11 protein-coding genes are annotated in these 13034 nt (G+C 50.8%); 8 read left to right on the forward strand and 3 right to left on the reverse strand.

Annotated elements, in window-relative coordinates:
* Nucleotides 1-65: 65 nt before the first annotated feature.
* From NF543_RS03675 to NF543_RS03700, 6 genes are all read left to right on the forward strand, one after another.
* A complete protein-coding gene (locus NF543_RS03675) occupies nucleotides 66-2159 on the forward strand; it encodes a prolyl oligopeptidase family serine peptidase (RefSeq protein ID WP_257666753.1) in 2094 nt (697 codons plus the stop codon).
* Between the two features lie 71 nt (nucleotides 2160-2230).
* Nucleotides 2231-4651 carry a serine hydrolase gene (locus NF543_RS03680; protein ID WP_257666754.1) on the forward strand — a complete coding sequence of 807 codons (2421 nt, stop codon included), beginning with the start codon at nucleotides 2231-2233 and terminating at the stop codon, nucleotides 4649-4651.
* Nucleotides 4635-5642 carry an N-acetylmuramoyl-L-alanine amidase family protein gene (locus NF543_RS03685; RefSeq protein ID WP_257666755.1) on the forward strand — a complete coding sequence of 336 codons (1008 nt, stop codon included), beginning with the start codon at nucleotides 4635-4637 and terminating at the stop codon, nucleotides 5640-5642. The genes NF543_RS03680 and NF543_RS03685 overlap by 17 nt, the downstream gene beginning before the upstream one ends.
* A 252-nt stretch (nucleotides 5643-5894) precedes the next feature.
* The gene (locus NF543_RS03690; protein WP_257666756.1) at nucleotides 5895-8933 is read left to right on the forward strand and encodes a SusC/RagA family TonB-linked outer membrane protein; all 3039 of its coding nucleotides are present in this window, start codon (nucleotides 5895-5897) and stop codon (nucleotides 8931-8933) included.
* Between the two features lie 66 nt (nucleotides 8934-8999).
* Nucleotides 9000-10577 carry a SusD/RagB family nutrient-binding outer membrane lipoprotein gene (locus NF543_RS03695; protein WP_257666757.1) on the forward strand — a complete coding sequence of 526 codons (1578 nt, stop codon included), beginning with the start codon at nucleotides 9000-9002 and terminating at the stop codon, nucleotides 10575-10577.
* Entirely contained in the window at nucleotides 10564-11259 is a 696-nt protein-coding gene (locus NF543_RS03700) for an N-acetylmuramoyl-L-alanine amidase (RefSeq protein WP_257666758.1), read from the forward strand. Before NF543_RS03695 ends, NF543_RS03700 begins: the two co-directional genes overlap by 14 nt.
* Before the next feature lie 214 nt (nucleotides 11260-11473).
* On the opposite strand, the gene NF543_RS25455 is transcribed toward NF543_RS03700, so the two are convergent.
* From NF543_RS25455 to NF543_RS03710, 3 genes are read right to left on the reverse strand one after another with little or no spacing between them, the layout of a single operon-like run.
* On the reverse strand, nucleotides 11474-11632 hold the full coding sequence (locus NF543_RS25455) for a putative toxin-antitoxin system toxin component, PIN family (protein ID WP_373274988.1): 159 nt from the start codon (nucleotides 11630-11632) through the stop codon (nucleotides 11474-11476).
* 5 nt (nucleotides 11633-11637) lie between these two features.
* Entirely contained in the window at nucleotides 11638-11796 is a 159-nt protein-coding gene (locus NF543_RS03705) for a PIN domain-containing protein (RefSeq protein ID WP_257666759.1), read from the reverse strand.
* Nucleotides 11783-12001 carry a hypothetical protein gene (locus NF543_RS03710; protein ID WP_257666760.1) on the reverse strand — a complete coding sequence of 73 codons (219 nt, stop codon included), beginning with the start codon at nucleotides 11999-12001 and terminating at the stop codon, nucleotides 11783-11785. The genes NF543_RS03705 and NF543_RS03710 overlap by 14 nt, the downstream gene beginning before the upstream one ends.
* A 108-nt stretch (nucleotides 12002-12109) precedes the next feature.
* Here NF543_RS03710 and NF543_RS03715 point away from each other — a divergent pair, with 108 nt between their 5' ends.
* Nucleotides 12110-12478 carry a hypothetical protein gene (locus tag NF543_RS03715; RefSeq protein WP_257666761.1) on the forward strand — a complete coding sequence of 123 codons (369 nt, stop codon included), beginning with the start codon at nucleotides 12110-12112 and terminating at the stop codon, nucleotides 12476-12478.
* Entirely contained in the window at nucleotides 12465-12722 is a 258-nt protein-coding gene (locus tag NF543_RS03720) for a hypothetical protein (RefSeq protein ID WP_257666762.1), read from the forward strand. Before NF543_RS03715 ends, NF543_RS03720 begins: the two co-directional genes overlap by 14 nt.
* Nucleotides 12723-13034: the final 312 nt, after the last annotated feature.

The following is a 13034-nucleotide window of genomic DNA, read 5'->3' on the forward strand; positions in this document are numbered from 1 at the left end:
AGGCCTTTAAAGGACAATTATGTACGAATGAACGTGAAAAAATGACAAACGTAATACGATAAGCCATGAGATTTTTAATGATATTCCTATGTTTGGGATGCTCCGGCAGCTTCTCGCTAGCCCAGCAACCCACCATGGAACAATTTACGGCCTACCCCTTTCCATCAGAGCTGAGCACGGCAGCCACAGGAAGTCGAATGGCGGTGGCGATCAACGAACAGGGCCGCCGTAACCTGTATGTGGCTGAGGGGCCCGCTTTCGAACTGCGGAAACTGACTGCTTATGATGAAGACTTGGGCGATGAGATAACCGGTGTGCAGCTCTCGCCGGATGGGCAATGGATCGTGTATGTGAAGGGCGGCGACCATGGGGGGTCAAACGCAAGCACTCCCCGCAACCCAGCTTCGTTATCAATGGCTACGAAAGTACAAGTATGGAGCATCCCCTTTGCCGGCGGTAAACCCATCCTGTTGGGTGATGGTGATCAGCCCGAGATTTCGCCTGCAGGAAACCAAGTGGCATTCCTGCGGCAAGGGCAGGTTTGGACGTGCGCAATAGATGGGTCGGCCAAACCTGAGCAATTGTTCTATGCGCGTGGTGCTAACGGCTCGGTCCAATGGTCGCCCGACGGAAAGGCATTGGCATTTGTCTCCTCACGCGGGAGCCATTCGATGGTTGGTGTATTCCGTGATAAGGATACGCCCATCCAATGGATTGCTCCAGCTTATGCTCGGGATGCGTCGCCACGGTGGTCGCCAAACGGCAAGCGGATCGCCTTTGTGCGAAGGGACGCTTCAGGTGGTGCGCCAGACTCCCTATTGGCTCCTACAAAGAATCCATGGGCAATCTGGGTGGCCGATATCGAAGACAGCACCGAAAACCTTATTTGGCACTCCCCCAATACCCCTGAGGGCGCCATGCCTACTACCCATGGGGGGACCAACCTCCATTGGGTAGCCAAGAACCGCATCACGTTCCTGTCTTACCACGATAGCTGGCCCCATTTGTATTCGGTGCCAGATACCGGAGGGGAAGCATTGTTGCTTACTCCTGGCGATTTCATGGTGGAACATGTTAAACCCTCACCGGATGGCAATTGGCTGTTGGCCAGTGCCAATACTGGGTCGGATGCCGATGACATCGACCGGCGTCACCTGATTCGTGTGCCTGTGGATGCGCCCGATATGCAGGTCATTACCCCGGGTACGGGTATCGAAACGTTTCCAATGGTAACAGGGGATGGCAAGCAGGTGGTATTCCTGAGCGCTACGGCCACCCGCCCAGCGGTACCCGCCATACTTCCTTGGCCGGATTCCAAGGGACATATCCGCCTTATCGGCGAACACCTTATTCCAGCTGCTTTAGCGACGACTCCATTGGTTATGCCCAAGCGCGTGGAGTTCAAGGCACCTGATGGCATGACCGTCTACGGACAGCTCTTCGAGCCGGAAGGAGGCGCAGCTGAAAAACCAGCCATCGTGTTCATCCATGGCGGTCCACAGCGGCAGATGCTCCTAGGTTGGCATTATGGCGACTATTACGCCAATACATATGCCTTGAACCAATACCTTGCAAGCCGCGGGTTTATCGTGCTTTCGGTCAACTACCGTCTGGGCATCGGCTATGGCTATGCTTTCCATAAACCGCCTTTTGCCGGTCGATATGGAGCATCCGAATACCAAGATATCAAGGCGGCTGGGGAGTGGTTAGCCGCTTTGCCACAGGTCGATGCCACTCGGATTGGGGTATACGGAGGGTCGTACGGAGGCTACCTTACGGCGCTTGCATTGGGCAAGGATTCAGACCTGTTTGCCGTAGGGGTGGATATCCACGGGGTGCATAATTACATTGGCCGGATTCCACCGGTCAGTGCCGAGCCTGCTCCTGATGCCGCAAGGGCCATTGAACTGGCCAAAGAATCTTCTCCGGTATCGTATGTGGATACTTGGAAATCACCCGTGCTGCTCATCCATGGCGACGACGATGCGAATGTGGACTTCGACCAGACCACCGATCTCTTGCTGCGGCTTCAGCAAAAGGGAGTTCCCCATGAAGCCATCATGGTGCCCGATGAGACCCATCACTGGATGTTGTATAGAAACCAAGTACGGGTAGACCAGGCCGTGGCTGATTTTTTGATAAAGCATTTGAAGCCGTAGACGGGAGACATGAGATGTGAGATATTGAGATGTGAGACGATAGTTATTGGACGAAATACTAGATACTGAATATGAATAAATTGATAAAATGCGGATTGCTGTTGGTGATATGCTGCCTTTATTGGTTGCGGTCAGCTGTTGCCCAGCAGGCGGACCTCCCTCCAAATCTCGATGCCTACATCGAGCGCGTACTTGCCGAATTTGAAGTGCCCGGCGTAGGTGTGGGCATCGTGAAGGATGGCAAGGTGATCTTAGCCAAAGGATATGGGATAAAGCGTTTGGGACACCCCGAACGAGTGGACGAGCATACCTTGTTCAGTATCGCTTCCAATAGCAAGGCTTTCACCGCTACGGCCCTGGCCATACTGGTGGATGAAGGTAAGCTGAAATGGGAAGATCGGGTAACGGATTACCTGCCTTGGTTTGCATTATCCGATGATTACGTAACCATGCATCTTACCATACGCGATCTCTTGGTGCATCATAGTGGCTTGCCAGCCTACGTAAATGACATGCTCCTGTTTCCCCCGGCGAGCCTTAGCCGCAAGGAATTGCTCCTCAAGCTGAAAGATGTGCCATTGCAGCACGATTTTCGCTCGGTATATGCCTATGACAATGTCTTATATTTGGCTGCAGCCGAAGTGATTGCAGCGGTATCGGGCATGGAATGGGAAGATTTCGTCCAAAAGCGGATATTTGATAAAGTGGGCATGCCCAATACCATCAGCCAGTTTTCTACATTGCGGCAACAGCCTAATGTAGCTTACTCCCATGCCCGACGTGATGGGGAGGTGAAGGTGATCGCGCATTTCTTTGATTCCAACATTGGCGACCCAGGCAACCCAGCGGGAGGTATCGCTGCTTCCGCAGCGGATATGGCAAACTGGCTCATTACGCACCTGGATTCAGGACAAACACCCGAAAGGGGCCGTTTATTTAGCGCAAAAACCACGAAAGAACTATGGAACATTGTGCGCCCTATGCCCGTGAGTAAGGAACCCGAATGGCTCAAACCAGCCCAGAAACATTTTTATGGTTACGCCTTGGGTTTCCGCACCTATGATTACCGAGGGGAACAGGTGGTGGGACACGGAGGGGCGCTCACCGGCTTCGTATCGCAGCTAGCCATGGTGCCCGAGAAGCGACTCGGCGTGGTGGTACTTACCAATCAGTCGGTCTCGGGAGCCTATTGGGCCATCATCCATCACATCCTGGACCACTACTTAGGCGCCGAACCGTTCGACTGGATTGCCGGATATAAGAAAGGGCTCGATCGCTCATTGGCTAGGCAGGATTCCAGTAGGCAGCGGCTTAACCCCATTTTGCCCGATAGTACGCTAAAACGTTCACTACCACTGGAGGCCTATGCTGGTGTCTACCAGGACGAGTTCATCGGCCGGATGGTGGTACGCCTGGTAGGCGATACGGCACTGCGACTGGATTTCACTAAGTCACCCCAATTTAGCGGTCGGCTTTCCCATTTCCATGGTGATATGTTCCGCTTGGTGGCGGACAATCCGGAGCGGGATGGCGGCGTGTTGTTGACGTTTTTGCTCAATGCCGATAAAACCATCCGCGAGGGTCGGTTCATTCCCGCACGTCCATCCGGAGGATCCTCGCTGGAGCGCCTCGTACTTCGCCCCGATAAGCAGGCGATATTGGATACCACGGAGTTGAGGGCGCGCATCAAAAAGGAGCTGGATAAGCATCCCGAGGGGCGCTTTGCGTATGCTTTCCTCGACATCGGTACAGGTGAGCGGGTTCTTTTCAACGAAAGGGAAACGTTCCATGCGGCCAGTACGATGAAAACCCCCGTGATGATGGAGGCGTTCAGGCAGGCGGCCGATGGAAAAATGGCGCTGACGGACTCCATTACGGTGTATAACACGTTTAAAAGTATTGTAGACCGTAGTCGCTATTCCCTGTCGCCCGATGAGGATAGCGAGCAGGCGCTTTATGCGCAGGTAGGGGAGAACGTCACTTGGGAAGACCTGATTTACCGGATGATTACAGCGAGCAGCAATCTGGCTACCAACATCGTGATCGACCAAGTGGGTGCCAAGCAGGTCATGAAAACGATGAATCGTATCGGCGCCAATGATATTCAAGTGCTACGCGGTGTGGAAGACACCAAGGCCTACCAAAAAGGCCTCAACAATACCACGACAGCGTATGACCTCATGCTTATTTTTGAGGAGTTGGCCAAAGGCAAAGGTAGTGTGGTAAGCGGTGAAGCCCGTGAGCAAATGGTGAAGATCCTGATGGACCAGCACCATCGCGGTATCATTCCGGCCAAGCTGCCCGATGGAGTGAAGGTGGCTAACAAAACGGGCTGGATCAGTAGTGTACAGCATGATTCGGGCATTATATTCCTGCCAGATGGACGCCAGTATGTGCTGGTGTTGCTGTCGGGTAATGTGGATGGTCCGGCTGCGAAAGCGACACTTGCTACGGTTTCACGATTGTTTTATGATTATGTTGCTGGGAAATAAATGGACTATGCTCCTTTGCATGGTGACCGCATGGATACCCATCTCTCAGGCGCAGGATTCGTCAACAGGTCTCGCAGGAAAGGTGATTTGCCTCGATCCGGGACATGGTGGAACAGCCGATAGCGACCAATACCGAGTGGGTATAGGTGGTGAACGTGAAGAGTGGATAAACCTGCGGGTAGGATTATACCTGCGGGAGTTACTGGAAGATGCTGGGGCCACCGTGTTGATGACCCGTAAGGAAGATGTAGCCATACCCCTGCAAGATAGGGCACAGCTGGCGGTTGATCATGCGGCTGACCTGTTTCTTTCCATCCACCACAACGCCACGGCAGATACGGCGGTCAATTTTCCGGTTATCTATTTCCATGGCCACGTGACGGAAAATAAAGCCAGCATTGCGTTGGCAAAACACATGGCCAAGGCGTTGGTGGACGGGCTGTATCGCGATCGCCAATCGGAAACGCCGGTGGGCATTATGTCAGATCATACCATCTTTCCGCAAGCTGGGACTGCGGTACTGCGGCACAGCTATGGCATTCCGGCACTCATTGTGGAAGCCTCCTTCTTCACCAATCCCGCAGAAGAACAGCGATTGAAACATGAGGCATACAATCGGCGGGAAGCATTGGCATATTTGCGGGCTATTAAATGCTTTTTCGAACAGCCCGTAGATACCATTTATCCCAAAAACTCGCTTGTCGCACCCTTGCAGCCTTTTGCTGTATTGCAGGAAGCTGACCGGATGAGCGAAATGGCATTGGCTTGGCGTGATAATTATCGAGAAGCAAAAAGAATTTTCCATGATAAGGATACCGCACGGTATGAGGAAGCCTGTGCCTTATTGCTGCAATCTGTTATCGCTTTCCCGGATTCCCATTTGGCAGGTGATTGCTTGGATTTATATGCTGCCTTACTGCGGCGGATGGGTATGGAAGTCGAAGCCGATGAAATGCAACGGAGGCGCCATGAGCATTACTTGGAAAATTGACCGTATGGATTCAAGAATCCAGGTTAAAGGAAGGGCGTTTTCATTACGTTAACAAAAAAACACGCAAAAACACGCAAGTTTTAAAAAATAGTTTTTATACTTGTCTTGCGATTAATTATAAACCAAACCAAATTGGTGGAGTATATTTTAGGCAATTGCGCTTGAGATTCGTCTGCGCGCTTAAGCGCTTGCCTCAAGGGTAACCTCGCCAACTGGCAGGTTCTTGAACGTCACTGAAATAAAATAATTCCAATGAAAAGAACACTTCTCTTGCTATTTATGGGGCTGATGTGCCTTTCAACCTATGTATTGGCACAACAAAAGACAATAACCGGAACGGTAACTTCGGCGGCTGATGATGCCCCATTGGAGGGGGTATCCGTGCGTGTGAAAGGCACTGCCATGGAAACGTTGACGGACGAAAATGGCAATTTCACCATTTCAGGTAATGAAGGACAAACATTGACGTTTAGCTTCATCGGGATGGCTCCTGCGGAGGTCGTGATAGGCACCCAATCGAGCATTACCGTAATGCTCGATACTGAAGCAACCAGCTTGGAAGAAGTAGCCGTAACGGCATTTGGCATTCGGCAGCAAACCCGGTCATTGGGCTTTGCGACACAGAACGTGAAGGCACAGGAAATCACCGATTCCCGACAATCGAATGTGGTGAATGCGTTGCAAGGAAAGGTGGCCGGGGTACAGATTACCAACTCCGGCGGATCGCCAGGGGCTTCGTCCAGTATTTACCTGCGGGGCGGCACCTCGCTGAGCGGTAATAACCAGCCTTTGTTTGTGGTAGATGGTATCCCCATAGATAACACCACCCCCATCGCTCAGGGGGGGTTGAATCCGGCAGATGCACCCGCAACAAACCGCGGATTCGACATTAACCCTGAAGACATCGAGAGCATGACCGTTTTGAAAGGTCCGGCGGCAGCCGCGCTCTATGGTATCCGGGCTGCTTCGGGCGCCATTGTCATCACCACCAAGAAAGGTTCCGGTGGGGCGGCAAGGGTGCAATATGGCAACCTATTCTCGCTGGACCAGGTAAGCCAAACACCCACCTTGCAATCCGTTTACAAACAGGGGGAAAATGGGGTGTTCACCCCACAGACGCAATTGTCTTGGGGGCCAACATTTGATGCGGGTGAAACGGTATACGACAATTTTGGGGATTTTTTTACCACCGGTTTTTCCCATAACCATGACCTTACGGTGTCAGGTAGTAGTGAGCGCTCCTCCATCTACGCCTCGGCTTCGATATTCAATCAGGATGGCATTGTTAAAAATACTGATTTCGGGAAGAAATCATTCCGGTTAACAGCCGAAACCAAGGTGGGGGACAAGCTCAGCATTGGCGGCACGGCAAACTATGTGAACACCGACCGGACGTATTTTTCCCAAGGGGGAGGTGATGGTGTGATGGGAGCCATCACTTGGCCGCGCAACGACAACATGGAGGATTACCTCAATCCCGACGGTTCCCAGCGGGAATTGGATCCGAGCGGCACGGACAACCCCTATTGGACGATCAATAAAAAACCAATCAACAATGATGTGCACCGCATCATCGCTGCAGGGAACGTTTCCTATGACCCGTTGGAATGGCTTAACCTAACCTACCGTTTGGGAACCGACTATTACACGGAGAAGTTCCAAAGTATTTTTATGCCCGGCACCCTGGTGGAAAACCGTAGAGACGGATACATCACCGAGGCAACTACCGGAAACCAGCTCACAACCTCCACGTTTTTGGCTACCGCAAAGAAGAGCTTCGATGAGAAGTTTAACCTGAGCCTCACCGTTGGCCATAACCTGGAAAGCTCCTATCGGGAAACCGTAAATGCCAATGCCGTTGGATTCATAGATCCCGATTTTCCCAGTATCAATAATACCAATCCGATAAATAGGCAGACATCGAAACGGATCGATAGGCGTCGCATCGTTGGGGTATTCGGGGATTTAAATTTAGATTACAGGGGGATGGTATTTTTGAATTTCCGAGCAAGAAATGATTGGACTTCCACACTCATTAAAGATAATTCATTTTTCTACCCATCAATCAGCACGTCGATTATCGTAACCGACCTGCTGGAGGATTTCGGCGTAGCGCTGAATCCAGATGTTGTTTCGTTCGGGAAAATCCGTGCAGCATGGGCCCAAGTGGGTAAGGATGCCCTTCCTCATGTAACGGCGACGCGGCTTGGTACCTACATCAACGACTTTACCATAAATCCAAGGGGATTTATCACATTGGTTAACGAACATTACGGGAATCCGGATCTGGTGCCGGAGTTTACCAACTCCTATGAAATCGGTGCCGATGTCCGCTTTTGGCGGAATAGGCTCGGACTCGACGTCACGTGGTACTTAACGCGCTCGGACAACCAGATTTTGGGTACACGGGTTCCTCCATCGGCCGGAGCCTTTCTTGCTTACCTCAACGGTGGTGAGATACAGAACAAAGGGGTGGAGGCCATCTTGAATATCGAGGCTATCCGTAAACAGGATTTCTCATGGAATGCGGATATCAACTTCAGTGCGAACCGCGCCACGGTGCGCGACCTACCGGGTGATCTGGATCGTGTGGAACTTTCCGACTCATGGGCAGGCCTAGCGCAAGGGGCTGCATTCCTCGATGGCTCCTTGTTCGGTATCAATGGCCCTACTTGGCGGAGGAATGAAGCTGGGGAATTGTTGTTGGACAACAACGGTCGTCCGCAGGGGAACACTGTTTTAACGCAGATTGGCGACCGGAATCCCGACTGGATCGCGGGTATCACCAATACCTTCCGCTATAAGCAATTCGGCCTGTCCTTCATGTGGGATTTCCGCGTTGGCGGCGATATCTACAATTCCACAGCGAATGCATTGGTAGCCAGTGGGCTGAGTATGAAAACACTGGATAGGGGCTCCATGGTATTTGATGGCATCATCGAATCTACCGGTGAGCGTAACACGCAAGCGGTTGAACTCAATCAGAATTTCTACCAAACAGTATACGCGACCAATGGCCCCGAGTTCGTGGAAGATGGAAGTTGGGCCAGATTGCGGTATGTCACCTTGACGTATGACCTGCCAAGCGCGTTACTGAACCGGTGGGGTGTCCGCAACCTGCAGCTTACGGCGAGTGGACGCAACCTGCTGCTGTTTACAAGCTATTCCGGTGTAGACCCGGAAGTTTCCGGCAGCGGTGCGGGTGTAGGTGGTACAGGTTCTTTTGGATTTGATAACCTGGGAGTGCCGGCAACCAAAAGCGTTGATCTAGGGTTGAAATTTAGTTTCTAATTAGCGGCATCGTCTATAAACTCGGATATACACAGCTATAATGACAACACATAAAAGATTTTAGGGATGAAGAAAAACACGATAAAAACAGGGCTATTAGTCCTAATGGTGATGGTTGCCGTTTCTTGCTCCAACTACTTAGACATCAATGACGACCCCAATAACCCAACCAAGGTGTCAGCTGCCAACCGGATTGCGGGGGCTATCAGTACCTCCAACGGTGCTGCCCAATGGCGGGGTACACGGGAAATTGCAGGGGTGACCCAATATGGGCTTACGGCCATTACCGCGTCGGGCACAAACCGCAATGCGGAGACTTGGCGTTTTACAGCTTCCTACTTCCTATGGCAGAATGCGTACGTGAATACCATGCCCAATTGTGCGGACCTGATTGTGCTCGGCGAAGATGAGGGGAACATACACTTTGTGGGTGTAGGGAAAACCTTGCTAGCACTCAATTTTGGCTTGTTAACTGATCAATATGGGCCAATTGTGGTAGACGATTACTACGATGGACGTTCGCAACTGGTATTGACACCGTCGTTCCAAGATCAGCAGACCGTTTACCAGCGGATACAAGCATTACTGGATGAGGCTTTGGAAGCCTTCAACAGCACGCAAAATACGGTTGGCCTGAACGCAAAAGGCGGCGATATCCTGTACGCCGGGGATATCGATAAATGGAAGCGGTTTGCTTGGGCACTGAAGGCACGGTACATGAATCACCTGAGCAAGAAAAGCAGTTTGTATGACCCGCAAGCCACCATTGCTGCCTGTGCCAATGCCTTCAATGCTGATGGTATGGATGCCGAATTCGCCTATTTGGGAGATGGCATGATGGAAGATGAGAATCCCTGGTCGAGCTGGGGCGGTTTTGCTGAGGGGGCCAATCACCGGTACTTTACCTGGTCGCAGTTTTTTGTCAATATGCTCTCTTCGTTTCCCGTTACCAATAATTCGTATGTGGACCCCCGGATTGTCATCATCATGACACCCGCCGAAGATGGGGAATTCCGTGGTTTCAAACCCGGCGGTGGATTAGCGGGTGGGCAGGGTTTGCTGGCCAACGGTACGCCGGGTGATGCCAGCAAAACCGACTCAGCAGATTACGGGCGATTCAGCCAAAGCGGATTTTATACCAACACCGAATCGCCTTTCCCATTCATCACCTATTCAGAGGTGAAATTTATTGAGGCGGAAGCCCGGCTGAGGAATGGCGATGCGGCAGGAGCGTTGGCTGCATATGAAGAAGGAGTGAAAGCCCATATGCGCAAGCTAGGGGTTCCCGTGGCGGCCATCAATAGCTACTGGCAAGCGCAGCTAGCCGATGGGGTGGTGAGTAATTTCAATACACTTATGAGCGGACTGAGCCATATCATGCGTCAGAAATACATCGCCCTGTGCCTCAATCCCGAAACCTGGGTGGATATGCGGCGGATGGATTACAGTAAGGAAATTTATGGCCCCTCGTTGACGCGCCCCATTAACCTGAATGATGTGGTGTTTGACGTGGGCAATGAAAATCAATGGATACAGGCCATGTGCTACGAAACCAATGAGCAAAACCGCAATCCGGATGCCGTTGGTGACAATTCCGAACGAACTAGGTTACTAACCCCATTATGGTGGAATGTGGAAGATTAAAATGGTGAAGCGGTATAACCTGCACCAGTTTGTTTGGAAACTGGTTGTTTTTCTGGTCCCATGCCTTTGGATTTCCTGTGCGCGGCCTACATTCAGGATATTTGAGAAACCCGTGATCTTCGACGAACAGCGCAGGGCGCTTTCGCTATCATACTTGGAAGAACGGCATGGTATCGAGCAAGAGTCACCTGGTATTACGCCACGCATGGTGGTACTGCATTGGACGTCTGTACCCTCCGTGGAGAAGACCACGGATGTCTTCATGTCGCCAATACTGCCCCCGGCCCGGGCGGCCATTGCTGGTGCGAGCAACCTGAACGTCTCCGCCCAGTTCGTAGTAGATCGGGATGGTACGATTTTCCGGCTGCTTCCAGATACCGTATTCGCCCGGCATTGCATCGGCCTGAACCATTGTGCCATTGGCGTGGAGAATGTCGGAGGTGAATCCATGCCATTAACCAATGCGCAGGTTAAGGCCAATGTGGCACTGATCAGGTACCTGCATTCGAAATACCCCATTGAATATGTAATCGGCCATCATGAATATAAGGATTACATCGGTCACCCCTTATGGAAAGAGACAGACCCCCATTATTTGACGGAGAAGATTGATCCGGGGAAACGGTTTATGCGCAAAGTGAGAAGGCGGATTCAGGATTTGAGGTTGAAGGGGAGCGATTGAATTTACTCTTCGGGCTCGATTTATTTTTAACCTTGGTCTTATTCAAAAATCTTCAATGGCCAGCAATGTAGCTTCACTTTTGATTTTCAATGGGTTTACCTTTTGTTAACAGACCGGCTTTGGTTAGTTCAGTGATATGCTTGCGTTGGTGTGTTAGGATTTTAACTCAAAATGTTTCCAGAAAATCCCCGGCCTTTAGAATCGGTATGCCCCGCTAGGGGTGTAGAATAAGAAGGTCGAGGTCACCCGTAACTATTGCATGCGCCTTTGCAGAAACAGCTAATTCCAAAAACTTATTATCCTTCGGATCCCTGCAATCGGTAAGTGTATGGCGGGGAATAACATAATTCGCGAGCGCATCAAAGTTTTCCACGATTTCTAAACGGATGTCGAGCGGGAGGTAGCAGTAGATTTTGAAAGCATCAGACGACCTGTTTCCCGGGCCTTATCCAACGCTTGCCGAGCAACTGACTGCGGCAATAAAAATGCACTGACTAAGGTATTGGTATCAAACACAAAGCGCTTAGTCTTCTTCACTCAGCAATTGGTTGAGTTTACTCTCAGTCAAACCGTTCTTTTCGGCGATCTTTCCCGTCTTGTTCAAAAGGTTACTGAATTCAGCTTCCTTTAGCTCTAAAAGCATCTCCGAAATCTTACGTTCATATTTTGCTCTCAAAGAAGGAGTTACATTCCTCCAAACACGAGCAAGACCATTATCCACTTCCAATACGATCCTATCCATACCAATCTCATTTCGTTATTTAACCTTTATTTTTCTCACGTTTCCATCCGTTGCCGAAGCTTCGGCAACGGATGGAAACCAAGGGTACATACAAAAATACGAAATCTATTGGAAAGGTTTAGGTGGTATCGTTATTTCCTTTTGCCCGATAGCGATTTGGACGAAAATGGCAATTTCACCATTTCGGCTAATGAAGGACAAACATTAACGTTTAGCTTCATCGGGATGGCTCCTGTGGAGGCCGTGGTAGGCACCCAATCGAGCATTACGGTAATGCTCGACACTGAAAGCAACCAGCTTGGAAGAAGTAGCCGTCACGGCTTTCAGCGCGTGGAACACCGAAACTTCCGTGACCGCACGGTGTTCAGGCGGATATTCAACATCGCAGAGATTGCAAATTTCACGGAGGAAGAAATCATGGCATACAACGCAAGCATACAGGCAAACCGACCAAAGGGAGCTCATGAGCACAACTAAAAACAGACAAGTAGCGAATAACTGGGATCGGGAAAATGCGGTGGCATTGGCCGAGGAAAGAGCTGTAGAAAAAGCGCTCAAAAGAGAACGGGCTAAAGCAGAACAGCTACTCTCGAAGGAACGTCTCAAAGCCGAAGCTGAAAAATTGGACACAGCCCGTTCTATCAAAGAGATGGGCGTGCTGACTGACCAGCATATCGCTGAGAAGTTTAAACTTCCTTTGGAAGTGGTTGAGCGGCTTTAATATTAGAAATGACATTAACGTATCCATATCCATCCGGATATGGCTTTTTTGTGTCGTTTAATTCTTCTTCTTCGGTGCTTTCGGCCCCATTATCCGTAATCTGGGGTATCGCGAAAGGGACTACAGATTGGAGATTATGTCAAATAGAATGAACCCGCTGGAAGGTTATCCTTACCATGCCTTGTTCAGCTATCGATATGCCGGGCTTAATGAATCGGGCGACGCAATGGGTTCCCCAAGCGGATAACCAAGTACGAGGTTTATACGGGCACGAGAGAAGGGCGAGACATGTCTGGAAAAATCCGGTCGACG

Origin of the sequence: Parapedobacter tibetensis (genome assembly GCF_024704835.1) — a bacterium.
GTDB lineage: Bacteria > Bacteroidota > Bacteroidia > Sphingobacteriales > Sphingobacteriaceae > Parapedobacter > Parapedobacter tibetensis.

Coding starts and splice junctions, on each gene's coding strand:
- NF543_RS03690 (WP_257666756.1), top strand. CDS start 5,895: ATGAAAAGAACACTTCTCTTGCTATTTATGGGGCTGATGTGCCTTTCA.
- NF543_RS03680 (WP_257666754.1), top strand. CDS start 2,231: ATGAATAAATTGATAAAATGCGGATTGCTGTTGGTGATATGCTGCCTT.
- NF543_RS03720 (WP_257666762.1), top strand. CDS start 12,465: ATGAGCACAACTAAAAACAGACAAGTAGCGAATAACTGGGATCGGGAA.
- NF543_RS03710 (WP_257666760.1), bottom strand. CDS start 12,001: ATGGATAGGATCGTATTGGAAGTGGATAATGGTCTTGCTCGTGTTTGG.
- NF543_RS03695 (WP_257666757.1), top strand. CDS start 9,000: ATGAAGAAAAACACGATAAAAACAGGGCTATTAGTCCTAATGGTGATG.
- NF543_RS03700 (WP_257666758.1), top strand. CDS start 10,564: ATGTGGAAGATTAAAATGGTGAAGCGGTATAACCTGCACCAGTTTGTT.
- NF543_RS03685 (WP_257666755.1), top strand. CDS start 4,635: ATGTTGCTGGGAAATAAATGGACTATGCTCCTTTGCATGGTGACCGCA.
- NF543_RS03675 (WP_257666753.1), top strand. CDS start 66: ATGAGATTTTTAATGATATTCCTATGTTTGGGATGCTCCGGCAGCTTC.